Below are 25,899 nucleotides of genomic sequence, written 5' to 3'. Positions count from 1 at the left end.
CGGAAACATACCCGCGCTTATGTCAGCCTCCGAAACATAAAGCGAACCCCGAGAGGCGCCGTGAGCTGCGTTGATTTCCCAATCGGTAACCCGCGGGAAAGGGTTGACACCATTAGTTGGTCTAGTCCAACGTATGGGGAGCGCGGTTCGGCAATGGCTGATGCAGGGTGAGCGGCCTTGCCGGACGGACGAGTTGACCCCCTGACGTGGCGCTGTTCCGCGCCCGCGGGCCGAGGGGAGAAGGGCCGTGTGCGGACGGCCTTCCGGTCCGCGCTCGAATTCCCGTTGCGGCCGGTGACCGGCCGCCGACTCGCCGTGCCCGCACCTGGCGTACGAGGAAGCGCTGCGTCGACTACGAACCATGGAGTGACTGCCCATGCCGAGCCCTGCCCCACACTCCGACGGACCCGCGGGGGAATACCTGTACCGGGCCGCGTCGGAGCGCCCCTACTTCAGCGCCGACACCGAGAGCTACCTCGCCCCGACCGCACTGCGCGAGGTCCGCAAGACCCGCCCGCTGCGCGTGCTCTCCGAGGAGGACCACGCCTTCTGGCAGGACTACGGCTACGTGGTGGTGAAGCAGGCGATCCCGGCCGAGGCCGCGCGCCGACTGCTCGACTTCGCCTGGGAGTTCCAGGGCCTGTCGCCGGACCGCCCCGAGGACTGGTACCGCGAGCGCCACTACCGCGACGAACTCGACCGGCACCTGCACATCTACGGCTTCGTCGAGGCCTATCACCACCAGCTCATCTGGGACAGCCGCCAGGCGCAGCGCGTCTACGACGCCTTCGTCGACGTGTGGGACTGCGAGGAGCTCTGGGTCACCCTCGACCGGCTCAACCTCAACCCGCCGAACGTCCGCAACCGCGACCGCGCGCTGATCGAGCCCACCGACCGCGGCTTCGACATCGAGCTGCACTGGGACGTCGACACCACCCGGGGCGTGCTGCCGCAGCGCGTCCAGGGCATCATCGCGCTCAACGACACCGCCCCCGACCACGGCGGCTTCCAGTGCGACCCGGAGCTGTTCCGCCGCTTCAACCAGTGGCAGGCCGCCCAGCCGGCCGACCGCGACCCGATCCGCCCGGACGTCGACCGCGCCGAGTACCCGGTCGTCCGGCCCGAGTTGAAGGCCGGTGACCTGCTGATCTGGAACGGCCTGCTCGCCCACGGCGTGGCGCCCAACACCTCCGCGGGCGGGGTGCGCGCGGTGCAGTACCTGTCGATGATGCCCGCGCTGGAGGAGTCCGAGAAGCTGCGCCGCTCCCGGGTGGAGTCCTGGCGCACGCTCGGCACGCCGGACTGGAACCGCACGCTGGTCGGCGACGCCGACCGGCCCGAGGCGCAGCGCTACGGGACCGCCGAACTCACCGAGCTGGGGGAGAAGCTGCTCGGCCTGCGCTCCTGGAGCGGCAAGCCGTTCGACGAACGCGGGGACACGGGGGAGCGGGAATGCGCGACGTCTGCCTGACCCTGCCCACCAACCGCGCGTGCGCGGACACCATCACCGCGATCGGCGCCGAAGCCGCCCACGCCGTACGGCGGTTCGGCGTCCGGGTGCACCTGCTGGTGCTGGACTCCGCCGACCCCGCGACCCGCGCCCGGCACGCCGCGGCCCTCGCCGCCCTGCCGGCCGTCGAGGGCGTGGTCGTCCACCACCTGGACGAGGACGCCCAACGCGCCTTCCTGCGCGAGGCGGTCGAGCGCTCCGGCGCGGCCGACCCGGACCGGCTGCTGCGCCTGATGCTGCCCGACGCCCTCTCCTACGGCGCCTGCACCAACCGGGCGTTCCTGCTGGCCGCCGCGCTCGGCTGCGCGTCGGTGCACCGCCGCGACTCCGACAGCAGCTACCAACTGCTCGACGGCGAGCCGGTGTTCCCGATCGAGCACGAGCTGGCCACGCTCGGCCTGAAGGCCGCCGACGCGGCCGCCGCCGTCACCGAGAACCGCCTCGACCCGGCGCACGCGGACAAGCAGGTCGCGCTGGTCGGCGCCTCCTTCGTCGGCGAACTCTCCGTCGACATCGGCGAGATCCGCGAACTCGACCCCGAGGTCTACCACGACGTGGTCGCGCTCTGGGCGCCCACCGGGGCGAGCGAGCAGGAGAAGCGCGAACTCGTCGCCGACTCCTTCACCGGCGGCGGCAGCGAGCCGTTCACCGCCGACCGCGCGGTGCTCGACCTGCCCGACATCTGGCACATCGACATGTGCAACATCGGCCTCCACCACGAGGTGTACGAACGGGTGCCGCTGCCGCCCGCCACCGACACCATCGGCAGCGACTACTTCCTGCACCACCTGGTGCGTGACGCGACCCTGCCGGGCGTCACCCACAACCGCCACATCGTCAACTACTACACCCCGGAGCGCCGCACCGGCCCCGGCTTCACCGCCTACCAGCTGCGCTACGCCAAGTTCCTGCTCTCCATGCTCTACCTCTACCCGGTCTACTCCGACATGGAGACCGCCGGCGGCGCCCTGCTGGACGAGCAGCACCGCGTCCGCCCCGAGGCGATCGCCGACTCCGCCCGTCGCAGCGCCGCGACGGACCGCGCGGAGAACCACCGCAGGCTCGCCGAACTCGACCGCTGCTACCGGCGGCTCGGCGGGAAGTACGCCGACTTCGCGGACCGGTTGGCGCCCCTGCGGGCGCGCCTGCTCGACGAGGCGCAGGCGGACATCGAGGACTTCGCAGCGCTGATCGACGCGTGGGGCCCGCTGGTGCGGGCGGCCAAGGCCACCCCCGCCGACCGGTCGCCGCGCTAGCCGGACGGGGAGCTCACCGTGATACGCCAGACCACCAGCAAGACCAGTACGGCCGCCGGCCACGCCACCGCCCGAGCCGCCGGCCACCCGCCCGCCCACCGCGCCCCGTCCGTCTCCGTGCTGCACGCCGAACCACCCCGCGCCGACGAGCACGACCGCGGCGCGCTGCGCGCCGCACTCGCCGACGGCACCGACGACCGGATCATCTACGACCTCGACGGCATCGGCCGCCAGTACGCCGCGCTCCGCGCCGAACTGCCCGGCGTGGCCGTCCGGTTCGCCATGAAGGCCTGCCCGGTCGACGAGGTGATGGAGCACCTCGCCGCGCTCGGCTCCGGCTTCGACGCGGCGAGCCCGCAGGAGATCGCCCAGGCGCTGCGCACCGGCGTGCCGCCCGAGCTGATCCACTACGGCAACACCATCAAGTCGGACCGCAACATCGCCGAGGCCTACCGGCTGGGCGTGCGGGACTTCGCCACCGACAGCCTGGAGGACGTCGCGGCGATCGCCGAACACGCCCCCGGCGCAAGGGTGTTCTGCCGGATCGCGACCACCGGCGAGGGCGCCCTGTGGGGCCTGAGCCACAAGTTCGGCTGCTCGCCCGAGGACGCCGTGCGGGTGCTCGACGCCGCCCGGACCGCCGGGCTGGTGCCGTCCGGCCTGTCGGTGCACGTCGGCTCCCAGCAGATGACCGCCGAGGCCTGGACCGCCGCCGTGGACGCGCTGGCCGCCGTGCTGGAGGCGCTCAACTGGCGCGGGATCACGCCGACCCGGATCAACCTCGGCGGCGGCCTGCCCGCCCTCGGCGTCCTCGACCGGGGCGGGCGCCCGCTCGACCCGCCGCTGGACAAGATGTTCGTGGTGATCCGCGAGGGCATGGAACGGCTGCGCGCCGTCACCGCCGGGCCGCTGGAGTTCCTGCTGGAGCCCGGGCGCCACCTGGTCGCCGACCACGGCGCGATCCGCGCCCACGTCTCCCGGCTCACCTCCCGCCACCGCCTCGACGGCACCCGGGAGGACTGGCTCTACCTCAGCTGCGGCAAGTTCAACGGCCTGTACGAGATGGACCAGCTCCAGTACCGGCTGGAGTTCCCCGCCCACCCGGGCGGCCAGTTCGTCAACGCCGTGGTGGCCGGCCCGACCTGCGACAGCGACGACGCGTACGCCCAGGACGGCGGCCGGGTGCGCGTCCCGCGCGCGGTCCGCTCCGGCGACCCGGTCTGGATCCACTCCTGCGGCGCGTACGCCACGGCGTACGCCACCCGCGGGTTCAACGGCTTCGCGCCGCTGCCGTACACCTGCATCGGTGGCGGCGACGGCCGGGACCACCACGGAGGCACCGCATGACCGACGCCCTCGTCGACGCTCCGACCGACCTGCGCATCCGGCTGCTCCGGGAGGAGGACTGGGACGCCGTGGTCGCGCTGGAGGAGCGCGCCTACGCCGCCAGCGGCCTGTCCGAGGGGCGCGAGGCGCTCCGGTCCCGGCACCACGCCTCGCCGGACACCTGCTTCGTGCTGGAGCACCCGGGCGGCCAGGACGGAGCGGGAAGCGTGGGCGGGTACCTGCTCGCCCTGCCGTACCCGCTGTTCCGCTGCCCGGACCTCGCCCGCAGCGAGGACGGACACGGCGCGGGCGCGGGCGAGCGGCCGACCAACATGCACGCGCACGACCTGGTCGTCGCCGAGGAGCTGCGCGGCCGGGGCCTGTCCCTGCGGATGCTGCGGCACCTGGAGGAGACCGCCCGGACGGCCGGCTACCGGAGCGTCTCGCTGGTCGCCGTCCGCGGCTCGCACGTGCTGTGGACCACGCTGGGCTACCACGCCCGGCCCGAGATCGACCTGCCCGAGAGCTACGGCACCCGGGCGGTCTACATGGCGATGCCGCTGGACCCCGTCCCGTCCCGGCCGCTGCCGCACCCCACCGACCCGACCCCCGGGCCGCACTCCAGAGCCGAAGTGGGCTGATACCGATGTCCCCCGTTCGCGACGACTTCCGCCGGTCCCAAGTGGCCATCGGCGCACTGTTCTTCGTCCTCGGATTCCAGTACGCGACCTGGGTCTCCCGGGTGCCCGCGCTCAAGGCCAGGCTCGACCTGGGCGAGGCCCAGATCGGCCTGCTGCTGATGACCTGCGGGGTCGGCGCGGCGGTGTCCTTCCCCCTGGTCGCGGTGCTGATGCGGCGGCTCGGCTCCCGCCTGCTCTCGGTGCTGTCCGCGCTCGCCCTCGGCGTCGTCCTGCTCGCGCTGTCGGTGGTGCCGAACTATCCGGTGACGCTGCTGGTGCTGTTCTTCGACGGCGTCGCGGTCGGCGCCCTGAACGTCGCGATGAACGCCCAGGGCGCCGCGCTGGAGGCCCGCTTCGAGCGGACCACGATGTCCCGGCTGCACGCCACCTTCAGCGCCGGCTCGCTGCTCGCCGCCCTGCTGGCCTCGGGCGTCACCTCCGTCACCGGCACCCTGGCGGCGCACTTCGGCGTGGCCGCCGCGCTGCTCGCGGTGCTGGTCGTGGCCGCCCGGCCGGGGCTGCTGACGGACGGCCCGGCCGCGGCCGCCGAGCCGGAGGAGCGGAAGGAGCGCCGCGGCTTCGTGCTGCCGACCGTCGTGACCCTCTGGATGGGCCTGGCGATGGTGTTCGGCACCGTCACCGAGGGCGCCATGAACGACTGGTCGGCGCTTTACCTCAAGGACTACGTGCAGGCCGGCGCCGGACTCGCCCCGATGGGCATCGCAGTGGTCTCGGTGATGATGGTCTGCGCCCGGATCTTCGCGGACGGCTGGCGCACCCGCTTCGGCGACGGCCGGATCGTGCGCACCGGCAGCCTGCTGGCCGGCCTCGGACTGGCCCTCGCCCTGGCGGTCGGCGGCGTCGTCCCGACCCTGCTCGGGTTCGCCTGCGTCGGCCTCGGCGTGGCCGCGGTGACCCCGTGCGTCTACGTCGCCGCCGCCCGGCAGGGCCCCGACGCGCTCTCCCTGGTCGCCGCCATGGGCACCACCGGCCTGCTGGCCGGCCCCGCCGTGATCGGCTTCATCGCCGGCGCCACCAGCCTGCTCTGGGGCATGGCCGCCGTCGCCGCCTCGGCGGCCGTCGTCTCGCTCTGCGCCACCCGGATCCGCTGGCCCGACCAGGACGCCCCCGCCGCCCCCGCCGAACCCCGGCTCGCCGCCGACGCGACCTGACCCCACCCCCGGACCCTCGCCCGGCACCTCGCGCACCCCCGTCGCGAGGTGCCGGGCGAGTCTGTTGCGGAGGCCGGTGACCCGGGCGTCCGTCAGTCCCCGGCCGGGACGTCCGCGCCGCCGGTGGCGATGTGGTGGGCGAGCCTGGCGCGCAGCGCGGTGAGGCGGGCGATCTCGGCGTCCAGGGCGGCCAGCCGGGCGTGGACGACGGGGGCGAAGGTGTCGGGACCGGGGGAGCCGGAGCAGCGCACCGGCGGGTCCTGGTCGAGCAGGTCGAGGCGGTGGGCGCGGCTGGCCAGGTCGTCCACCGTCAGCCCGGTGGCGAGGAGTTGGCGGATCACCCGGACCCGGGCGACCTCGGCGTGGCCGTACTCGCGCTGGCCGGAGGCGGAGCGGGCGGGCGGTCGGAGGAGGCCGCGCTGTTCGTAGAAGCGCAGCGCCCTGGGTGTGGTGCCCGCCGCCGCTGCCGCGTCCCCGATCCGCATGCCCGCTCCCTGGTCGTCAGAGTTCCACGACGGTCGTCCCGAAGGTGTCCCCGGTGAACAGTCCGGTCAACGCTCCGACGGCCCGGTCGATGCCCGCCACCGGCGTCCGGGGCAGGACGATCTCCTCGGCGCGCAGCCAGCCGGCCAGGCGCTCCCGCCACTCGGCCTCCAGGTCCGGGTGGTCGAGCACGGTGAAGCCGCACAGGCTCAGGCCGAGGGTGGCGACCCGGAAGGCGTCGATCACGGCGGGTGCGTCGCCGCCCCGGCGTTCCGGTGCGAGCTGGCCGTCCAACGCGCCGACCAGGGCGAACCGGGCGCCGTGCCGGGCCGCGTCCACGGCGGCGGTCAGCTGCTCGCCGCCGACCAGGTCCAGCACGACGTCGACGCCCTCCGGTGCCGCCGCGGCCAGTTGCTCGGCGAAGGGCCGCCCGCCGGGCACCAGCGCCGCGTCGTAGCCGAGTTCGGCGGTCAGCCGCTCCGCCTTGGCGGGCGAGCGGGTGGTGCCGATCACCCGGTCGGCGCCGAGCAGCCGGGCGACCTGCCCGGCCACCGTGCCGACCGCGCCGGCCGCGCCGGTCACCAGCACCACGTCGCCCGGGCGCACCCCGACGGAGCGGGTCAGCCCGCCGTAGCCGGCCGAGGCGGCGGAGACCAGGGCGAGCGGGTCCGGGAAGTCCGACGGGACGGGGGTGAGATGCGCGGCCTCGGCGAGCGCGTGGCTCCGCCAGCCGTTCAGGTGGGTGACCAGGTCGCCGGGGCGCAGCGGCCCGTCCTCCGGTGCGGCCAGCACCTCGCCGAGGGCGGGCCCGAACAGCGCGTCCCCGGGGGCGATGTGCGGCATCGGCAGGCCGGAGCCCGCGCCGCCGATCAGCGTGCGCAGCCCGGGGAAGACCAGGAAGGCCCGGTTGCGGACGAGGACCTCCCCGGGGCCGGGCGCCGCCAGCGGCTCCTCGGTCACGGTGAAGTCCCCGGGGGCGGGCAGTCCGGCCGGTGCGGCGGTCAGCCGGACGACGCGGGCGGTGGTGGGCAGGGCCATGGCGGCACTCCTCTGAGCGGGCGGGGGAGGCGGCGGCGGTCGGTGCCGCCGCGGGACGCCCGGACGCTAACCCCTGACCCTTGCGTCAGGGGCAAGCCGCCTGGCCACGGAGGTGTCTGACGGGGTGTGGGGGACGCGGGTCTTCTAGAGTCACGCGTGGTACGGACGTACGACTGTGATACCCCCGTACGTCCGTACCGCCGGACGACCCCGAGCCGCACCGAGAGGAACGAGCAGCATGACCGAGCAGGCCCCCGAGCCCTTCGAGCCCGTCGACGAGGACTGGCGGACGGCGCTGGCGATCGTCGCCCACCCCGACGACATGGAGTACGGCGGGGCCGCGGCCGTCGCCCGCTGGACCTCGCAGGGCAAGAAGGTCGTCTACGTGATGGTGACCAGCGGCGAGGCGGGCATCGACACGCTGGACCCGGCCGAGTGCGGTCCGCTGCGCGAGGCGGAGCAGATCGCCTCGGCGCGGGTGGTCGGCGTCGACACCGTGGAGTTCCTCGGCCACCCGGACGGCGTCGTGGAGTACGGGCTGCCGCTGCGCCGGGACATCGCCCGGGCGGTGCGCCGGCACCGGCCGGACATCGTGATCACCAGCAACTTCCGGGACACCTACGGCGGGGTGTTCCTCAACCAGGCCGACCACGTCGCGGTCGGCCGGGCCACCCTGGACGGGGTCCGGGACGCCGGGAACCGCTGGGTGTTCCGCGAGCTGCTGGACGAGGGCCACGAGCCGTGGAACGGCGTGCGGCAGATCTGGGCGGTGGCCTCGCCGGAGGCGAAGCACGCGGTGGACACCACCGGGACCTTCGACCAGGGTGTCGCCTCGCTGGAGGAGCACAAGGCGTACCTGGCCGGGCTGGGCGGGGCGATGGCGGAGCCGCGGGAGTTTCTGGAGGGCTTCGGCCGGGGCGCGGGCAGCCGGCTGGGGACGCGCTTCGCGGTGCCGTTCGAGGTGTTCCCGCTGCGTTGACCTCCGGCTACCCGGAGCCGGAGCCGGAGCCGGCGTCGGGGTCGGAGTCGGCGTCGGCGTCGGTGCCCGCGCGGCGCCGGCGCCGGTAGCGCAGCACCTGCCGGAGCAGGAGGGCGGCGACCAGCACGCCCAACCCGACCGCGAACCAGACCTGGTAGCGCAGCGCCGTGTGGTACACGGCGCCGATGTTGGCGCCGGCGAGGTAGCCGAAGGTGCCCCAGACCGCCGTCCACAGCACCGCGCCGAGCAGGTTGAACGCCAGGAACCGGCGCCGGGGCATCTCCGTGGTCCCGGCGATGATCCCGTTGTACTGGCGCAGCCCGTCCACGAAGCGGGCGACCGCGACCACCTTGCCGCCGTGCCGGGCGAAGAAGCCGTCCGCGCGCTCCATCCGGGCCGGGGTGAGCAGCACGTAGCGGCCCCAGCGGTGGACGAAGGCGCGTCCGCCGGTGCGGCCGATCAGGTAGCCGAGGCCGTTGCCGAGCGCGGCGGCGCCGGTCGCGATCAGCAGGACGGCGGCGAGGTCGAGGTGCCCGGTGCCGGCGTACACCGAGGCCAGTACCAGGACGGTCTGCCCGGGCACCGGGACGCCGCAGTTGTCCAGCAGGACGAGCACCGCCACCGCGAGGTACCCGTAGTGGTCCAGCAGTGGCGCGAGTCCGGCGAGTGCCCCGGGCAGCGGGGTCGTGGGGGCGGGCACCGCTCCTCACCACCTCGCGCGGGGCGGGGTGGCGGGGGAGTGGGTCAGCGTTCCGCCTGGCGCTGTTCGATGTTGCAGTCGGGGCCGGGGTAGATCAGGCCCTCGTGGCCGTCCTCGAAGCGGACCACGTACGGCGGTTCGCCGTCGGTGCCGCGCACCTCGACGATCTCGCCCTTCTGGTCCACCATGCCCACCGACCTGCTGTGGATGTGGAGCCGGTCACCTACCGCCGCGTGCATGGTCTGCTCCCTCGGGTCGTGTGCCGGGCCGCCTCCGCGGACGGTTCCCGCTATCCACTGTGCTGCGGGGGCGGCGGGCGCGCAACGCCTCGGGCGGGCGGGGCCGGCGGGGCCGGGCCTCAGCGGGCGGACGGCTGTTGCGCGAGGTAGCCGCGGACCAGCCGCTTGCACTCGGCGATCAGCGCCGGATCGCCGTCCGGGGACTCCCGGAAGGCCAGCTTGAGCACCGCGTCGGCGGCCTCCAGGGCCACCCGCAGGGTCAGCATGACGGCCGTCGGGTCGCCCGCCCGGAACAGTTCGCCGCCGAGCGCCTGGAGCCGCAGGGCGACGGCGGTGTTGTTGTCCACGCCCGCGTCCAGCAGGTACCGGTCGTCCCGGACGCCGGTGGGGACGGCCGGTCCGGCCAGGCCGAAGTCCAGCTGGCCGAAGCCCGGCACCGCGCGCTTCATCGCCACGAACTCCTCCACCGCGAGATCGGTGAAGAGGGCGGGGCCGACCGGCGCGGCGGCGGCCAGCCGGGCGTCCAGGCGCTGGAGGTAGTGGTCGAGGTTGCGGGTGGCGAGCGCCGCCAGCAGGTCCTCCTTGCCGGCGAAGAACTGGTACAGGGTGCCGATCGGCACCTGGGCGCGCTGGGCGACCTCCTTGGTGGTGAGCGCGGTCGCCCCGACCTCGTCCAGCAGCCCGGCGCAGGCGTCCAGGATGCGGCCGTACCGCTCCAGGCTGCGCTGCTGGACCGGGCGGCGCCGGACCGGTCCGGGGGCGGGGTGACTCCTGTCGCTCATGACCTCACTGTGCCGCATCCGCTGTTGCGGCGGCGAATCACCGGGGCGCGAACGGACCGGAGTTCCCCGTGGGACGGGAGACGACTGGTGGCCGGAGCTGAACGGCACGGTGGCGGGAAGGTGTCCACGGGTTGGCATTGGTCTTGTCGTGGACGCGAAGACAGGTTCATACTCCTGAGGCGGACTACCTTGCGTGATCAACGCATGCCTCTTCGTGGTGATCACGATTCAGCTGTGGCGGCCGAGGCGCCTGTGACGGACGCTCCGCCGCCACCCGAGGTCTGGATGACGCCGTGTGCCCCCACTGCCCGCGCCACGTCCCGTGGCGCCGATTCCCTGTGTGTTCCCCGCCGAACGGAAGGAGGGGATCGGTTCGGTGACGCCGTCCTCCGGAGGGCGTGAGGCCCTCGACACCGAGCACCGCCGCCAGTTCCTGGAGTCCGGGTACCTGGTCCTGCCCGGCCTGCTGCCGGAAGCGCTGCGCGAACGGCTCGCGCCCGAGGTGGACCGGTGGGTCGACGAAGGCCTGCGGGCCCGGTCGATCGCCGCGTGCGCCGACCCCTTACGGCACGGACCGCCCCCGCTGCTGGAACTGGAACTGCCCGCCCACGGCGAACTCCTCACCCACCCGCCCCTGTTGCGCACCCTGACCCGCCTGCTCGGGCCGGACTTCGTCTTCCACCACCTGCACAGCGACCGCCAGGACCCGGGGATCCCGGGCAAGGCCTGGCACCACGACTGCGAGCCCAATGACCGCTCCGACCCGTCGCTGCTGATGGTCCACGCGCTGCACTACCTCGGCGGACTGGACGAGAAGGTCGGCAGTCTGGCCGTGCTGCCCGGCTCGCACCTGCGCACCGTCGGCAAGTCCGCCTACGCCCACCACGGCACCGGCGAACTGCCCGGCGAGGTGGTCATCGACCGGCTGCCGCCCGGCTCCACCGTGCTGCTCAACTCGGCGCTGTTCCACACCCGCCGGCCGGCACCCGAAGGGCCGGGCCGCCCCCGGTACTTCGTCGACGCCTCCTACTGCCAGGTGGGAGCGCGCTGGCGCCCGGTGAAGCCGTACTGGCGGCAGATGCTCGCCCGGGCCCGCGAACTGGACCTGGCCGACGGCCAGTGGCCCGAGCTGTTCGCGGAGCGGCACTTCACCGAGTACACCGGCAGCGAACACGCCCGCACCGAGTACACCGGAACCGTCTGAGGAGCACTGCCGTGGAGATCGTCACAGCCGTCGCCTACCCCGAGGTCCACGACGCCTACCTGCGGGACCACCCGGTGGATCGGGCCCACGAGGCGAACAGCAACATGTACGGCGAGGAGAACCTCGACCGTGCCGACCGCATCCCCGGCGGCTGGTGGCGGATCCGGCTCTCCCGGACGGACGTCCTGGGCATCGTGCTGCCCTGGCACCTGAGCGAGGGCGGGGAGCTCGAACTGGTGCCGCGCTCCGGGCTGACGGTGGGCGAGGCGGCCGAGCGGGTCCGGGCCGGCGGATCGGCCTGGACCGCCGCCAACCCGGTCTGCGCGGCGAAGCTGCGGCTGCTGAGGTGGGCCCCGCTCACGCCCGTCTTCCTCAGCACCGCCCCGGTCGACCACTCCGACTACGGGGACCTCGTGCTCCGGTCGGGGCTGATCCACCTCGACGGCCTGCACCGCATGCTGGCCTGGGAGTTGGCCGGACGGCTGCCCGAGCGGGAGCTGCTGGACGGCTACCTGGTGGGCGACCCGGGAGTGGCCGCCGGGCCCGCCCGGGCGGGCCGGAGGGGGGACGAGTCGGCGTGACCTCCGCGACGCAGCACCTCCGGTCCGCGTCCTGCGGCCACCCGGCCGACCCCGCCCACCGGGCCCGCTCGCTGCCCAACCTGCTCGCCCACCACGCCCGGGCGCACCCCGACCGGCCCGCCCTGGGCGACGGCGTCCGCACCTTCGACTACCGCACGGTCGACACCGCGGCCGACCGGATCGCCGCCCGGCTGGCCGCCGCCGGCACCCGCCGGGGCGACCGGGTCGCCCTGCTCGGGCCCCGGGACGCCCGGATGCTGGTGCTGCTGTACGGCGTGCTGCGCGCGGGCGCGGCGGCCGTGCTCGCCGATCCGGACTGGTCGGCGGCCGACCTGGCCCGGCGGCTGGCCTCCGTCCGGGTGGCCCGGGTGCTCGCCACCGAGGGCGGCCTCGGCGGGGAGGTGGTGGACGTCGAGGCGCTGCCGGAGCTGCCCCCGGTGGCCACCGAGGTACGGGGCGAGGACCTCGCGTACCTCTCCTTCACCTCCGGGTCGAGCGGCGAGCCCAAGGCGGTGGCCGTCACCCACGCCAACGCCGTGCACTACGCCCGGGCGCTGGCCGGGCGGCTCGACCTCACCGAGGCCGACGCGCCCCGCGCCGCCCACGTCACCACCCTGGCCGCCGACCTCGGCCACACCGCCTGGCTGCTCGCCCTGGCCACCGGCGGCTCGGTGCACCTCGTGCCGGACCGCGAGGTGCGCGACCCGGAAGCCTTCTGGGCCTCGCTGCGGCGCGCCCGGGTGGACGTGCTGAAGACCACCCCCTCGCACCTCACCGCCCTGCTGGAGGGCCGCCCGGCCGACTCCCCGCCGCTGCACACCGTGCTGCTCGGCGGTGAGGCGCTGCCCCGCCCGCTCGCCGCCGCCCTGCTCGACGGCGGCACCACCGCGCGGCTGGCCAACCACTACGGACCGACCGAGACCACCGTCGGCGCCACCTGCCTGCTCGTCACCTCCGCCCGCCAACTGCCCGCCGAGGAGCCGACCGTACCGATCGGCACCGCGATCGGCGAGGTGCTGCTGACCGTGGTGGACGGCGACGGCCGGGCGGTGCCGGACGGCTCGGTGGGCGAACTGCTCATCGGCGGCCGGGGTGTGGCCGCCGGGTACTTCGGCCGGCCGGACGAGACCGCCCGCGGCTTCGTCCGGCGCGACGGCCGACTCGTCTACCGCACGGGCGACCTGTGCCGGCGGCGGGCGGACGGCAGCCTGGTCTTCCTGGGTCGGGTGGACCGCCAGGTCAAGGTCCGCGGCTACCGGGTGGACCTCGCCGAGGTCGAGCGGGCGATGGACGGCCACCCGGGCGTCGCCCGCTCGGCGGCGCTGCTGCGGGAGACCGCGCTCGGCAACCAACTCATCGGTGTCGTACGGCTGTTGGACGGCGCGGACGGGACGGGGGGCCTGGACGGGGCTGGGAGCCTGGACGGGCTGCGGGCGCACCTGCGGGACCGGCTGCCCGGCTACTCCGTGCCGCAGCCGATCCTGGTGCTGCCGCGGTTCCCGGTCGGACCGAACGGCAAGCTCGACCGGCAGCGGCTGGCCGAGCTGGCGGCCGAACTGGTCGAGGCCCGGGCCGAGTCGGGCGACATCGAGTCGGACGGTACCGATTCGGACGACACCGGGGTGAACGGCGGCGCGGGGAGCGGACCGGCCGGGGAGATCGCCCGGTTCTGGGCGGGCGCCCTGGGCCTGCCCGCCGTCGGGCCGCGCGCCGACGTGCTCGGCCTCGGCGGGGACTCCATCCTCGCCATGCGCACCATCGCCCTCCTGCGGCGCTCCGGCCTGCGGGTCGCCTACGAGGACTTCTACCGGTACCCGACGGCGGAGGGCCTGGCGGCGGCCGCCGTCCCGGTCGCGCCGTCCGTCCCGGCCCCGCGCGGCTCCACGAGCGGTCGCCGACTCGCCCCGGCCCAACGGTGGTTGTACCGGCAGCGGACGGTGCGGGACCTGCGGCACTGGAACCAGTCGGTGCTGCTGCGCTGTCGCACCGCCGTCGACCCGGAGGCGCTCTCGGCGGCCGTCGCGGCCGTCCTGGAACGGCACCCGGCGCTGCGCCGGCCGGTCACCCCGGACGGCTGCGGCGAGGTCCGGGCGGTGGCCGAGCTCGACCCGGTCTCCTTCTCCCGGATCCCGCGCGCGGCCGGGGAGATCGCCGACACCGTCGCCGGGGTCTGCACCGAACTCCACCGCAGCCTCGACCCGTCGGCCGGCCGGCTGCTGCGCGCCCACCTGTTCACCGGCCCGCCCGGCACCGACGACCGGCTCGCGCTGATCGCGCACCACCTGGTGGTCGACGGGCTGTCCTGGCGGATCCTGCTGGACGACCTGGCGCACGCGTACCGGGCGGTGCTCGACCGGAAGCCGGTCGACCTGCCGCCGACGGCGGACTTCTACGCCTGGGCGGCGGTCTCGTCCTCCGACGCGGCGGAACCCGTCGCCGGGGACGCCACCGTCAGAGAAGCCGGGGAAGCCGGGGAAGCCGAGGAGGCCGGGGAGGTCGAGGAGCCCGTCGCGCTCAGCTGGGCGCTCGACCCGGACGCCACCGCCCGGCTGATCGCCCGGCACGGTGCCGGGGCCGGGTTGGAGGCCGTACTGCTGGCCGCCTTCGCCGAGGCCGTCACCGGCGACGGCGGCCGCCCCCGGCTCGCGGTGGAGGTCGAGACCCACGGCCGGGACGCGGTCGGCGACCCGGGCGAATTCCTGGACACCGTCGGCTGGTTCACCGCCGTCAAGCACGTCGAGCTGGACGCCGGGGCCACCCCGGACACCGTGGCCCGGCGGCTGCGCGAGGCCCCCGTCCGGCCGATGGACGGGCCCGGCGGACGGCCCGCCGTCGGCTTCAACTTCCTCGGCACCTTCCGGCTGCCCGAGGAGCCCGCGCTGGACTGGACCGTCGCCGCCGAACAGGCCGGCACGGCCCGCTGTACGGGCGGCGACCCGCTGTACGAACTGCGGCTCACCGCACGGGTGGTGGAGCAACGGCTGGTCGCCGACCTGGTGTACGGCCGGCCCGGCCTGCCGCACCCCGCCGCCGAGCGGATCACCGGGCGGTTCGCCCGCGCCGTGGCGGCCGAGGCGCAGGCCGATGTCCAGATCGACCCCCAGGTCGAGGTCGTCGGCCAGGCCGACGCGCGGGCCGACGCCGGGGCGCCGGAGGCCGCACCGCCCGTCCGGGCACCGCTGTCCACCTCCGGCCAACTGCTGCACCCCGGTGTCGCCCCGACGGCCCGGGCGACGGTGCGCGAACCCGCCCGGGTGCTGCTCACCGGCGCCACCGGCTACCTCGGACGACACCTGCTGGAGGCCTTCCTGGCGCGCGGCGCCGAGGTCACCTGCCTGGTGCGGGCCGCCGACGACGCCGAGGCGCTGAAGCGGCTCGGCACCGGCGCGGCGGGCGCGGTCCGGCCCGCCCGGGCGCTCGCCGGGGACATCGACCGGGACGGCCTCGGCCTCTCCCCGGCCGCACTGGAACACGCCCGGGGCGCCCACCTGGTGGTGCACGCGGCGGCGGACGTCCGACTGGTGGCCTCACCCGACGAGCTGGAACGCACCAACCACACGGCGGTGCGCCGACTGCTCGACTGGGTCGGGGAGCACGCCCCGGACGCCCGGGTCCACCACGTCTCCACGCTGGCCGTCTCGGGCGGCGTCGACGGCCCGCCGCGCCGCTTCAGCGAGGCGGACCTGGAGATCGGCCAGCACTTCCGCACCCCGTACGAGCGGACCAAGTACCGGGCCGAACAGGCCGTCCGGGCCTGGGCCGCCCGCGGGCACGCCGCCTACCTGCACCGCAGCGGCCACATCGCGGCGCACAGCCGGACCGGCGCGTTCCAGGCCAACGCCGGCGACAACCGGATCTACCAGCTGCTCCGCGGCTACCTGCTGGCCGGCGCCGCGCCGAGCCGGCCGGGCACCGCCTTCGCGTTCTCGTACGTGGACACGGTGGCCGCCGGGATCGCCGCGATCGCCCTCGACCCGTACGCCGCGCCCGGCGCGTACCACGTGGAGACGCCGCACGCCGTCCCGCACGACGAGCTGGTGCGGTGGCTGGCCGGGCACGGCCACGCCGTACGGCTCACCGACGAGGCGGCCTTCGCGGCCGCCCTCGCCCGGGCCGAGCGCCGCCACCCGACGGCCGCCCGGGTGGCCGCGGCCTGGGCGGCGCAGGAGGAGCGCCGCGTCCTGGTGGACAGCTCGTACACCACCGCGGTGCTCGACCGCCTGGGCGTGCGGTTCGCCGCGCCGACCCCGCGGTGGTGGTCGGCCGCACTCACCTGGGCCGCCGAGGCCGGCTACCTGCCGCCCGTCGGTCCGACCCCGCCCACCCGTGACGACATCCGTGACGACGTCCGCGACGGCGCCAGTCACGACATCCGTGACGACGTCCGCGACGGCGCCGGTCACGACCCCCGAGACGACATCCGTGAAGGCAGGACCAACCCGTGAAGGCAGGCCCCGTGTCCCAGCTCTCCCCGGCGCTCAAGCAGGCCACCCCGGTCGTCGCCGTACGCGGCGAAGGACTCCACCTCTACGACGCCGACGGCCGCCGCCACCTCGACTTCACCTCCGGCGTGGGGGTGACCAGCACCGGCCACTGTCACCCGAAGGTGGTCGAGGCCGTCCGGGAACAGGCCGGCCGGCTGATCCACGGGCAGTACACCACCGTGCTGCACGACCAGCTGCTCACGCTCACCGAGCGGCTCGGCGAGGTCCTGCCGTCCGGCCTGGACTCGCTGTTCTACGCCACCGCCGGCACCGAGGCGGTGGAGGCCGCGCTGCGGCTCGCCCGGCACGCCACCGGACGGCAGAACGTGATCGTCTTCGAGGGCGCGTTCCACGGCCGCACCATGGGCGCGGCCTCGCTCACCACGGCCGGCACCCGGTTCCGGGCCGGCATCGGCCCGCTGATGCCCGGGGTCGCGGTGGCGCCCTTCCCGGCCGCGTTCCGGCTCGGGCTGTCCGAGGACGAGGCGGTGGCGCACGCCCTGCGCGGACTGGACGAGGTGCTCGCCACCGTCTCCGCGCCCGCCGAGACGGCCGCGATGTTCGTCGAGCCGGTGCTCGGCGAGGGCGGCTACGTCCCGGCCCCGCCCGGCTTCTTGGCCGGGCTGCGCGAGCGGGCCGACCGGCACGGGATCCTGCTGGTGGTGGACGAGGTGCAGACCGGCTTCGGCCGCACCGGCCGGTTCTGGGCCCACCAGTACGAAGAAGGGGTGCGCCCCGACGTCCTGATCACCGCCAAGGGCCTGGCCAGCGGCTTCCCGCTGTCCGCGATCGCCGCGCCCGCCGAGCTGATGGGCCGTGCCTGGCCCGGCTCGCAGGGCGGCACCTACGGGGGCAACCCGGTGGCCTGCGCCGCCGCGCTGGCGACCCTGGACGTGCTGCGCGAGGAGCGGCTGGTCGAGAACGCGGCCGAGCAGGGCGCCCGGCTGCTGGCCGGGCTGCGGGCGGTCGCCGCCGAGGCGCCCGGGATCGCCGACGTCCGCGGGCTCGGACTGATGGCCGCCAGCGAGTTCTGCCGCCCGGACGGCACCCCGGACCCGGAGGCGGCCCGGCGCGCCCAGCAGGCCGCGGCCGAGCACGGCCTGCTGCTGTTGCTGTGCGGGATCCACCTCAACACGGTCCGGATGATCCCCGCGCTGGTGGTCACGGCCGAACAGATCGACGAGGGCCTGGAACTGTGGGCGAAGGCCGTCGCGGCCGGCGGCCGGTAGGGAGGAGAGGACATGGACGCGGTGACCGAAATCGGCTGGAGCAGCCTGGAGTTGGACGCCCGGCGGGAGCTCTGGTCGCTCCCGCTGGAGGAACGGGAGCGGCGGCTGCTCTGGGCCGACGCGCGGGCCGGGCGGTGGGGCGCGGGTGAGCAGGTGCGGACCAGGCTGCGGGAGTTCGTCCGGAACGCCGCCGACTCGGTGGGCATCACCCATGTGAGCGGCCTGGTGGACGCGACCCGCCCGGAACAGGAGATCACCGAGGTGCTCTCCTTCCTGCTGGGGGACTTCGGCCGGATCGTCCCGCAGAACGGGCGCGGCGACCTCACCTCGGTGCTGCACGACCAGGACGGCGACGGAAACACCGAGCTCGGCTTCCACTGCGACACCTGCGACCTGCTGGTCCTGCTCTGCCTGCGGCCCGCCTTCGACGGCGGCGGGCTGACCAAGCTGGCGAGCGCCCGGCACGTGCACGACCTGATCGAGCGGGAGCGGCCGGACGCGCTGGCCACGCTCCGCGAGGAGTGGACCTTCGAGCGCAGCGGCCGGGCCGGTCCGCAGGTGGTGGTCACCCCGATCCTGTACGACCGCAAGGACGGGACGATCGGGTGCTACTACCAGACCCGCACCGTCCGCTCCTCTCCCGACCGCGGCGGACCGGAGTTGACGGACCGTCAGTGGGAGGCGCTCGGCGTGCTGGACGAGGTGCTCTATCGGCCGGAGATCGCCTTCGGGCTGCCGATGGCCGCCGGTGACCTGCTGATCATCCGCAACAGCCGCGTGCTGCACGGGCGTTCGCCGTTCATCGACGAGCCGGGTCCGTACGCCCGGCGGATGCTGCGGGTCTGGGTGAACGAGGGGGAGGAGTGGACGCCGTGACCGCTGGAGCCGAGAGCACGGGTGCCGTGACCGCCGGAGCCGGCACCGGAGGCGCGCCCGCACCGCACGGGCGGGTGGCGATCGTCACCGGCGGGGGCAGCGGCCTCGGCCGGGCCTCGGCACTGGCCCTGCTGGCGGCCGGCTGGACCGTGGCCGTCGCCGGTCGGCGCAAGGACGCGCTGGAGGAGACCGCCGCCCTGGCCGGGCCCGGAGCCGCCCGGGTGCTGCCCGTCCCGACGGACATCCGCAGCCCGGAGGAGGTCGCCCGGCTCTTCGACACCGTCCTCGACCGCTACGGCCGGGTGGACCTGCTGTTCAACAACGCGGGCGCCGCCGCCCCGCGCCGGCCGATCACCGAGACCCCGTTCGAGGACTGGAACCGGGTGCTGGACACCATCGTCACCGGCGGCTTCCTCTGCGCCCGCGAGGCCTTCCGGGTGATGAGCACCCAGACCCCGCAGGGCGGGCGGATCATCAACAACGGCGCGCCCTCGGCCTACGTGCCGCGCCCCAACTCCATCGCGTACACCGCCGCCAAGCACGCCGTGCTCGGCCTCACCAAGGTGCTCGCCCTGGACGGCCGGGCGTACGGCATCTCCTGCGGGCAGATCGACGTCGGCAACGTCACCCCGGTGGACGGCGGCCCGCAGCCGGCCGCGATGCAGGCCGACCGGACCATGGCCGTCGAGGCGACCATCCCGGTGGACCGCTTCACCGAGGCCCTGGTGCTGATGGCCTCGCAGCCGCCGGACACCACCATCCAGTCCCTGGTCGTGCTGCCGACCACCATGCCGTTCGTCGGAAGGGGCTGAGCCGTGCTGGTCAGCGCACGCTCCTTCGCGGAGTACCGGGCGATGTTCGCGCTCACCGAACGCGACCTGGCGCAGCGCGTCCTGGACTGCCCGGCCGGCGCCGCGAGCTTCGTGGCGGAGGCCGGGCGGCGCGGCATCGACGCCGTCGCCGTCGACCGCCAGTACGCCGAGCACCGCGAGGAGCTGGGCCTGCTGGTGGAGCGGGAGACCGGGTTCAAGCGCGAGCGGCTGGTGAAGGAGACGGCCGACCACGTGTGGTCCTGGTACACCGACGCGGACGACATGATCCGCCAGTGGACCGCCAACGCCCGGGACTTCCGCGCCGACATCGCCGCCCGCCCGGACCGCTACGTGGCCGGCTCGCTGCCCGAACTCCCCTTCGCCGACGACTCCTTCGACCTGGTGCTCAGCTCGCACCTGCTGTTCTCGTACGGCAACCGGCTGGACGGGGACTTCCACCGGGCGGCCCTGCTGGAGCTCGCCCGGGTGGCGCGGCGCGAGGTGCGGGTGTTCCCGCTGATGGTGTACGACACGCGGGAGCGCTACCCCGGGCTGGAGCCGCTGCGCGAGGAACTGGCGGACCTCGGCGTCCCCAGCCGGGTGGAGCGGGTGGCCTACGAGTTCCGGCCGGGGGAGAACGAGATGCTGGTGCTCGCCACGGCGGGCTACCGGACGCCGGCCCGGACCGCGGCGGGCGCGGCGGTGGCCGAGGACCCGGTGCGGTGGCGGCACCGGGAGGCCGGGGACTGACCGCTGCCGGTCGCCCGCTCGCGCCCCGGGTCGGAGCCGTACGAGCTCAGGCCCGGGGCGGGCCCGGGCGGGTCGGTCGGTCGGCGGCCCGGTCGGTGGGTCGGTCGGCGGCCCGCGGAAATCCGTACCGGTTCGTTGTCGTCCGTTTCCGGTGGGTGCCGCGTCCTGGTGGTATGAACCACTGTCCAGTCCGACCCGAACCCGACCTGCGCCCCGGCCCCCAGGAAGCCGCGCCGGACCGAGGGACCCCGCCTCCGCGCCGGGCCGATCCGGTGGTGCCGGTGCCGGTGCCGGTGCCGGTGCTGGTCGCGGTGGCGGCGGTGGCGTCCGCGCTCCTGCTCCGGGGCCTGCTGCTGCAGTACGAGTCGTCGGACTGGTACTACTTCCTCGGCCCCTGGTACCGGTACATCGCGGCGCACGGCGGATTCCAGGCCCTCGGCGACACCGGCTTCTCGGACTACAACGTCCCCTACCTGTACCTGATGGCCGCGCTCGGCCGGCTGCCGGTGCCCGCGCTGACGGCGGTCAAGTGCCTGTCGGTCCTCTTCGACCTGGCGCTGGCCTACTACACCCACCGCATCGTCGCGCTGCGGTGGCCGCACCGGCCCTGGCGGCCGTTCGCGGCGGCGGTGACCGTGCTGTTCCTGCCCACGGTCGTGACCAACAGCGGGTGGTGGGCCCAGGCCGACGCGATCTTCACCGCCTTCCTGCTCGGCGGCGTCCACCACCTCCTGCGCGGCCGGCCCTGGTGGACCTGCGCCTTCTTCGGGATCGCCCTGGCCTTCAAGCTCCAGGCGGTCTTCCTCTTCCCCCTGCTGCTCGTCGTGGTCCTGGCCCGGCGGATGCCGTGGCGGTGCCTGCTGGCCGTCCCGGCCGCCTACCTGGCGCTCGACGTCCCCGCCGTGCTGCTCGGCGCCGACCCCTGGCAGCTGCTGACGGTGTACGCCCGGCAGACCGGGACCTACCGGGACCTCACGCTCAACGCGCCGTCGGTCTACCAGTTCGTCTCGGTGCCGTCCGGCGAGGACGACCCGGTGCGCCGGGCGGGCGTGCTGGTCGCGGGCCTGCTGGTGCTGGCGCTGATCGCCCTGGCGGTCCGGGCCCTGCGAAGCGCCGGAGGCGCGGCCGGAGAGTCCCTTGCCGGCAGGTCCACGGCCGGGGGCGGACGGGCGGGGCTCACCGGGACGGGGATCCTGCTGCTGGCCACGGTCTTCGCGATCGCGGTGCCGTTCCTGCTGCCGTCCATGCACGAGCGCTACTTCTACGTCGCGGACGTCCTCAGCGTGATCGTCGCCTTCCACCTGCCCCGGCGGCTCTGGTACCTGCCGGTGCTGGTCCAGCTCGCGTCCTTCGGCAGCTACCTCAAGTTCATCGCACCCGGCGTGGCGCCGTACCTGTCGATGCCGGCCCACGGCGCGCTGATGCTGCTGGCACTGGTCGCCGTACTCCGGGCTGCCGCCCGGGAGTTCGGCCTGCTCCGGGTCTGACCGGAGCCGGGGTGGGCCCGGCGGCGCTGCCACGCCCGCCCCGACTCCCTCGCGGGTGCGGTCAGTTGACGAAGACCGCCGGGCTTCCCGACTGGCTGGTGTCCGCGACCGGCCCGTACGTCGCGGAGAAGTAGCCGTCGGCCGGGCAGAGCGTCGAACCGCCGCTCTTGGCGAAGTGCTCGGTGCGGAAGGCCAGGCTGTGCGCGGTGTTGTCGGCGCTGCCGGTGAACGCGCCGCTCAGCTGGTAGGAGCAGGTGATGGTGCCGAACCAGGTGTCCAGCACGGCGGTGGCCTGGATCGTCCCGGCGGACCCGCCGGTCAGGGTGACCGGCAGGCCGGGCGCGTCGGAGACGGTGACGCCGTACGGCAGGTTGCCGACCGTCAGGCTGCGCACCGAGGTGACCCCGGTGACGTTGGCGGTGCACGAGCCGAAGGTCAGCCCGGTCAGCGACGCGGTCGCGCTGCCCGGCGCCGCCGGGTTGCCCAGCACCGAGGCCGAGAGCTGCGAGGTGGCGCAGGTGACACCGGTGGTGCTGGTCGCGGTCGAGTAGAAGGTGGCCTTGGTGCCCGGGGCGAGCGGTGCGGCGAGCGCGTCGCCGACGGCGACGGCGGTGCCGCCCGCGCTCCCGGCGGTGAGGACCGGGCCGGCGGCGAGGGACTCGGGCGACGCGGAGGCGGGTACGGCGGCCAGCGCGAGCGCGGCGGTCGCGCAGACGGCGGCGGCGGTGGCGGGGAGGCGGCGGCTGAAGCGCATGGGAAAACCTCTTCCTCGGTGAGGGGCGAGAAGACGTCCTCTCGCGCGTTCCCGAGCGGTGGGGGCCGGGGAGCGCGCGGCGTTTCCGGGTCCACAGGGTCCAGCCGTGACCGCATGCCGTCAAGGCGATCGGACGAACTTGCTGACATTTCGTCAACAAGGCCGTCCTCGCCGACGACGCCACGACGCCACGACGGCGCGACGCCACCCACGGTGCCCGGGGCTTGCGGCGCGGGTCTTCCCTCCACCCGCCGGGAACCGCCACTGTGGTGGACGCGGATCCCTCGGACGGGGTGGGTGGAGTGGGCGACCAGCACGAGACGCACAACAGGATCAGCCAGAGCACCATCCACGGCAACGTGTTCATGGGCGGCGTCCTCACGCTGATGGGCGGCCGCAGACCGCGCCTGCGGCTGCTGATCGCCGTGCTGAGCGTGCTGGCCCTGTTGGGGGCCGGCACGACGTACTGGGCGCTGACCGCGACGGAGGGCGGCAAGGGGCCGGAACTCGGTGCCCACTACGACCCCGAGCACGCCGACGCCGACTCGACCACGGTCGTCCCCCGGGTCGTCAAACCGACCGACCCGCCGGCTGTCACCGGCTGCGAAGGCGCCCGGACGTGGGCGCACGCGCAGGGCGGTACGGACGTGGGCGCGTCGCCGCTGTCGGTCTCGATGGTCGGCAACGGCCACACCGTGGCGATCGAACAGGTGCGGGCGACGATCGTGGGCGAGCCCCGCGACCCGCTGCCCGGCACGGTCGTGGACTGCGCCGGACAGGGGGAGGGCAAGAAGATCGACATGGGCGTCGACCTGGACTCCCCGAACCCGGTCGCGCTGATCGGGGCCGCCGGACCGGTGTCGTTCGCCCCCTACTTCACCGACAAGTACCTCTACCTGGAGGACCGGAAGCCCGAGATCGTCAGCCTCACCGTGCTCGCGACCCGGCACAGCTACGACTACGTGCTCACGGTCGAGGGCACCGTCGACGGCAAGCGCCGCACCTGGACGCTGAAGGACGGCGACCGCCCGTTCCACGTCTCCGGAGTGCGCAGGGAGTCCGGCACCGAGCTGTCGACCCACGGCAGGGGCTGGGAGACCAGCTACGGCACCGGCTCCGGCGAGCGCATCCGGTGCAACCCCTGCTACGACCAGGACCAGCAGGAGATCCCGGGCACCACGGTCGCCGTCGCTCCGGCCGGCTACAGCTTCCCCTCCGAACCGGGATACCAGCCGGGGGATCCGATCGCCCCGCCGAAGGACCGGCCGACCGCGCAGACGCCGCCGCTGACGGTGGACGGGCACGACGCGGAGTCCGTCGCGATCGCCTGGGCCGTCACCTCGGGCACCTTCGACACCTCCCGCGGCGACACCGGGCCGGCGGCCATCCTGAGCCGGTCGCGCCGGTACCTGGCCTCCGAACTGGCCGCCGCCGGCGGCGGGTTGACCGCCTGCGAGGAGAACGGGCCGGCCTGGCCCGCCGACCTGACCGCACGCCGGGGCTGGTCGCTGGTCAGATGGGTGGTCGCGGGGCCCGCGGCGGGCCGCTTCGATCCGCGCGACCTCACCGGCGAGGTGGTCGAGCTGGAGGTCTCCGCCTACTGCACCTACGCCGCCGAGGAGGGCTGGTTCCGAACGCCCAGGCAGTCGTACACCCCGCGACTGACGCTCCGACGCGGGCCCGACGGCGGCTACCTGATCTCCGACATCGGCAAGGTGACCTACGACATCCCGGCGCTCACCGACCCGGCCCCGCAGCCCTGAACGGCCCGACCCGAGCGCCGCGCCCCGAGGGCCTGTCTTCGAACTCGCGTCTGCGAGAATCCCGGCATGGCTGAGCACGAGAGCGACCACGGCTACCTCCTGGACAACCGCCAGTCGGAGGCGGGCATCCGCTTCGGCGCCCTCGCCGAACTCTTCGACCCGGTGACCTTCCGGCACGTCGACGCCCTCGGGATCGGCCCCGGCATGCGCTGCTGGGAGGTCGGCGCGGGCGGCCCCTCGGTGCCGCTCGGGCTCGCCGAACGCGTCGGCCCGACCGGCGCGGTGGTCGCCACCGACATCGACGTCTCCTGGACCGCCCCCGCCGCCGGCGGCGTGATCGAGGTGCTGCGCCACGACGTGGCCGCCGACCCGCCGCCGCCCGGCGGCTTCGACCTGGTGCACGCCCGGCTGGTCCTGGTGCACGTCGCCGACCGCGCCGAGGCCCTGCGCAGGATGGTGCGGGCGCTGCGCCCCGGCGGCCGGCTGCTCCTGGAGGACGCCGACCCGGCCCTGCAACCGCTGCTCTGCCCCGACGAGTCCGGCCCCGACGAGCGCCTCGCCAACCGGCTGCGGACCGGCTTCCGCACCCTGATGGCGGGCCGCGGCGCCGACCTCGCGTACGGGCGGACGCTGCCCAGGGCGCTGCGCGAGGCGGGCCTGGTCGACGTCCAGGCCGACGCGTACTTCCCGATCACCTCGCCGGCCTGCGCGGTCCTGGAGGACGCGACCGTCCGGCAGATCCGCGGACTGCTGGTACGGGAAGGCCTCGCGACGGACGAGGAGATCGACCGTCACCTGGCCAACGTCGCCACCGGCCGGCTCGACCTGGCCACCGCCCCGATGATCTCCGCCTGGGCGCGCCGCCCGTGACGTCCCCCGGGCCGCCGCCCGCAGGCCTGGACGGGGCCGGGGCCGGCGCGCTGCTCGCCGAGGTGCGCGCCTCCGCCGGGCGGGTCCTCGCCACCGTCGGCACGCTGACCGACCGGCAGGCCCGCGAGCCCTCGACGCTGCCCGGCTGGAGCCGCGCCCACGTCCTCACCCACCTCGCCCGCAGCGCCGACGCGTACCGGTGGCTGCTGACCGTGGCCCGCACCGGCACCGAGCCGGGTCCGCGCGCCGGGTCCGCCGCGCCGGACCACGCCCCGCGCGAGGGCGCCGGGCGCGGTGCGGCGGAGCCGGCCGCCGACCTGCGGAACAGCCTGGACGGGATGTTCGCGGCCGCCGACGCGATGCCCGTCGAACGGTGGTCCACGCCGGTCACCGCCCTCGCCGGCTGGCGGCACCCGGCGTGGTTCACCCTGCACCGGGCGTGGCGGGAGCTCGAAACCCACCACGTCGACCTGGACCTCGGCCACTCGACCGCCGACTGGCCCACCGGGTACGTCGCCTGGGCGCTCGACGGGACGGCGGCCGCCCTGGCCGCGCGCGGATTCCCCGTCGCCCGGCTGACGGCCACCGACCTCGGCCGCGACTGGGCCCTGGCCCCGTCCGGCCCCACCGTCAGCGGCCCCGGCCACGCCCTGCTCGCCTGGCTGTCGGGGCGCGGGTCGGTGGAGCGCCTGCGGGCGGAGGGCCTGCGGGCGGACGGGCCGCTGCCCGGGCCGCCGGGGTGGCCGCTGCCGCCGGTGCCCGGCTGGGGCTGAGGCGGCGGGTCCGGCGTCCGGTCGCCGGAATGCGGCAACATCTGCTCCTGTAGCGGCGGTTCGGCCTCGTTCACCTCCGCGTCGGCGGGGTTTCCCGAGGGGCGGGTCCACTGGAACGGCGGCTCCGGCGGGTTCCGGCGGCGCGATGCCG

General features: G+C 75.0%; 23 protein-coding genes. 17 read left to right on the top strand and 6 right to left on the bottom strand.

Annotated features, from left to right (window positions below):
- Positions 1-376 precede the first annotated feature (376 nt).
- The 5 genes from ACFY4B_RS34595 to ACFY4B_RS34575 all read left to right on the top strand — a co-directional run bounded on the left by ACFY4B_RS34595 (position 377) and on the right by ACFY4B_RS34575 (position 5,944).
- On the top strand, positions 377-1,471 hold the full coding sequence (locus ACFY4B_RS34595) for a phytanoyl-CoA dioxygenase family protein (RefSeq protein ID WP_074004572.1): 1,095 nt from the start codon (positions 377-379) through the stop codon (positions 1,469-1,471).
- Positions 1,453-2,766: a DUF6271 family protein gene (locus tag ACFY4B_RS34590; protein ID WP_387974543.1), complete on the top strand. Its 1,314-nt coding sequence runs from the start codon at positions 1,453-1,455 to the stop codon at positions 2,764-2,766. The genes ACFY4B_RS34595 and ACFY4B_RS34590 overlap by 19 nt, the downstream gene beginning before the upstream one ends.
- Positions 2,767-2,886: 120 nt before the next feature.
- Entirely contained in the window at positions 2,887-4,113 is a 1,227-nt protein-coding gene (locus ACFY4B_RS34585; protein ID WP_387974602.1) for a type III PLP-dependent enzyme, read from the top strand.
- On the top strand, positions 4,110-4,733 hold the full coding sequence (locus ACFY4B_RS34580; protein WP_387974540.1) for a GNAT family N-acetyltransferase: 624 nt from the start codon (positions 4,110-4,112) through the stop codon (positions 4,731-4,733). The genes ACFY4B_RS34585 and ACFY4B_RS34580 overlap by 4 nt, the downstream gene beginning before the upstream one ends.
- A 5-nt stretch (positions 4,734-4,738) precedes the next feature.
- The gene (locus tag ACFY4B_RS34575; RefSeq protein WP_117492192.1) at positions 4,739-5,944 is read left to right on the top strand and encodes an MFS transporter; all 1,206 of its coding nucleotides are present in this window, start codon (positions 4,739-4,741) and stop codon (positions 5,942-5,944) included.
- 92 nt (positions 5,945-6,036) lie between these two features.
- On the opposite strand, the gene ACFY4B_RS34570 is transcribed toward ACFY4B_RS34575, so the two are convergent.
- Complete coding sequence (locus tag ACFY4B_RS34570) at positions 6,037-6,429, bottom strand: MerR family transcriptional regulator (protein WP_117492190.1); 393 nt, start codon at positions 6,427-6,429, stop codon at positions 6,037-6,039.
- Between the two features lie 16 nt (positions 6,430-6,445).
- Positions 6,446-7,465, bottom strand: a complete 1,020-nt coding sequence (locus tag ACFY4B_RS34565; RefSeq protein WP_387974536.1) for an MDR family NADP-dependent oxidoreductase — start codon at positions 7,463-7,465, stop codon at positions 6,446-6,448.
- A 238-nt stretch (positions 7,466-7,703) separates the two neighbouring features.
- Between ACFY4B_RS34565 and ACFY4B_RS34560 the strand changes: the two genes are divergently transcribed.
- Positions 7,704-8,444: a PIG-L deacetylase family protein gene (locus ACFY4B_RS34560; RefSeq protein ID WP_117492187.1), complete on the top strand. Its 741-nt coding sequence runs from the start codon at positions 7,704-7,706 to the stop codon at positions 8,442-8,444.
- A 7-nt stretch (positions 8,445-8,451) separates the two neighbouring features.
- On the opposite strand, the gene ACFY4B_RS34555 is transcribed toward ACFY4B_RS34560, so the two are convergent.
- The 3 genes from ACFY4B_RS34555 to ACFY4B_RS34545 all read right to left on the bottom strand — a co-directional run bounded on the left by ACFY4B_RS34555 (position 8,452) and on the right by ACFY4B_RS34545 (position 10,165).
- Positions 8,452-9,144: a DedA family protein gene (locus ACFY4B_RS34555; RefSeq protein WP_387974533.1), complete on the bottom strand. Its 693-nt coding sequence runs from the start codon at positions 9,142-9,144 to the stop codon at positions 8,452-8,454.
- A 44-nt stretch (positions 9,145-9,188) separates the two neighbouring features.
- Positions 9,189-9,383 carry a DUF1918 domain-containing protein gene (locus ACFY4B_RS34550; RefSeq protein WP_049659048.1) on the bottom strand — a complete coding sequence of 65 codons (195 nt, stop codon included), beginning with the start codon at positions 9,381-9,383 and terminating at the stop codon, positions 9,189-9,191.
- A 119-nt stretch (positions 9,384-9,502) separates the two neighbouring features.
- Positions 9,503-10,165: a TetR family transcriptional regulator gene (locus ACFY4B_RS34545; RefSeq protein WP_380776949.1), complete on the bottom strand. Its 663-nt coding sequence runs from the start codon at positions 10,163-10,165 to the stop codon at positions 9,503-9,505.
- Positions 10,166-10,541: 376 nt separating this feature from the next.
- Here ACFY4B_RS34545 and ACFY4B_RS34540 point away from each other — a divergent pair, with 376 nt between their 5' ends.
- The 8 genes from ACFY4B_RS34540 (at position 10,542) to ACFY4B_RS34505 (ending at position 21,588) form a co-directional block, all read left to right on the top strand.
- A complete protein-coding gene (locus ACFY4B_RS34540; protein WP_375875305.1) occupies positions 10,542-11,369 on the top strand; it encodes a phytanoyl-CoA dioxygenase family protein in 828 nt (275 codons plus the stop codon).
- A gap of 11 nt (positions 11,370-11,380) precedes the next feature.
- Positions 11,381-11,950 carry a DUF6309 family protein gene (locus ACFY4B_RS34535; protein ID WP_387974530.1) on the top strand — a complete coding sequence of 190 codons (570 nt, stop codon included), beginning with the start codon at positions 11,381-11,383 and terminating at the stop codon, positions 11,948-11,950.
- Positions 11,947-16,395 carry an AMP-binding protein gene (locus ACFY4B_RS34530; RefSeq protein WP_387974527.1) on the top strand — a complete coding sequence of 1,483 codons (4,449 nt, stop codon included), beginning with the start codon at positions 11,947-11,949 and terminating at the stop codon, positions 16,393-16,395. Before ACFY4B_RS34535 ends, ACFY4B_RS34530 begins: the two co-directional genes overlap by 4 nt.
- A gap of 11 nt (positions 16,396-16,406) precedes the next feature.
- Positions 16,407-17,663, top strand: a complete 1,257-nt coding sequence (locus ACFY4B_RS34525) for an aspartate aminotransferase family protein (protein WP_074004675.1) — start codon at positions 16,407-16,409, stop codon at positions 17,661-17,663.
- A gap of 12 nt (positions 17,664-17,675) precedes the next feature.
- On the top strand, positions 17,676-18,539 hold the full coding sequence (locus ACFY4B_RS34520) for a TauD/TfdA family dioxygenase (RefSeq protein ID WP_380738086.1): 864 nt from the start codon (positions 17,676-17,678) through the stop codon (positions 18,537-18,539).
- Complete coding sequence (locus ACFY4B_RS34515) at positions 18,536-19,351, top strand: SDR family oxidoreductase (RefSeq protein ID WP_375875307.1); 816 nt, start codon at positions 18,536-18,538, stop codon at positions 19,349-19,351. The genes ACFY4B_RS34520 and ACFY4B_RS34515 overlap by 4 nt, the downstream gene beginning before the upstream one ends.
- Positions 19,352-19,354: 3 nt before the next feature.
- The gene (locus ACFY4B_RS34510; protein WP_074004583.1) at positions 19,355-20,101 is read left to right on the top strand and encodes a class I SAM-dependent methyltransferase; all 747 of its coding nucleotides are present in this window, start codon (positions 19,355-19,357) and stop codon (positions 20,099-20,101) included.
- Positions 20,102-20,382: 281 nt separating this feature from the next.
- Entirely contained in the window at positions 20,383-21,588 is a 1,206-nt protein-coding gene (locus tag ACFY4B_RS34505) for a glycosyltransferase 87 family protein (protein ID WP_387974522.1), read from the top strand.
- Positions 21,589-21,649: 61 nt separating this feature from the next.
- Here ACFY4B_RS34505 and ACFY4B_RS34500 read toward each other — a convergent pair whose 3' ends face one another.
- Positions 21,650-22,342, bottom strand: a complete 693-nt coding sequence (locus ACFY4B_RS34500; protein WP_117492178.1) for a Tat pathway signal sequence domain protein — start codon at positions 22,340-22,342, stop codon at positions 21,650-21,652.
- 302 nt (positions 22,343-22,644) lie between these two features.
- Here ACFY4B_RS34500 and ACFY4B_RS34495 point away from each other — a divergent pair, with 302 nt between their 5' ends.
- The 3 genes from ACFY4B_RS34495 to ACFY4B_RS34485 all read left to right on the top strand — a co-directional run bounded on the left by ACFY4B_RS34495 (position 22,645) and on the right by ACFY4B_RS34485 (position 25,748).
- Positions 22,645-24,105 carry a hypothetical protein gene (locus ACFY4B_RS34495; RefSeq protein ID WP_387974520.1) on the top strand — a complete coding sequence of 487 codons (1,461 nt, stop codon included), beginning with the start codon at positions 22,645-22,647 and terminating at the stop codon, positions 24,103-24,105.
- Positions 24,106-24,171: 66 nt separating this feature from the next.
- Positions 24,172-24,975, top strand: a complete 804-nt coding sequence (locus ACFY4B_RS34490) for a methyltransferase domain-containing protein (RefSeq protein ID WP_049660250.1) — start codon at positions 24,172-24,174, stop codon at positions 24,973-24,975.
- Positions 24,972-25,748 carry a maleylpyruvate isomerase family mycothiol-dependent enzyme gene (locus tag ACFY4B_RS34485; RefSeq protein ID WP_387974517.1) on the top strand — a complete coding sequence of 259 codons (777 nt, stop codon included), beginning with the start codon at positions 24,972-24,974 and terminating at the stop codon, positions 25,746-25,748. The genes ACFY4B_RS34490 and ACFY4B_RS34485 overlap by 4 nt, the downstream gene beginning before the upstream one ends.
- Positions 25,749-25,899: the final 151 nt, after the last annotated feature.

It is taken from the genome of Kitasatospora sp. NPDC001261 (genome assembly GCF_042896795.1).
In the GTDB taxonomy this organism is placed as follows: domain Bacteria; phylum Actinomycetota; class Actinomycetes; order Streptomycetales; family Streptomycetaceae; genus Kitasatospora.
The sequence above is the reverse complement of the archived record's forward strand: the minus strand, read 5'-3'. Positions and strand labels throughout refer to the sequence as shown.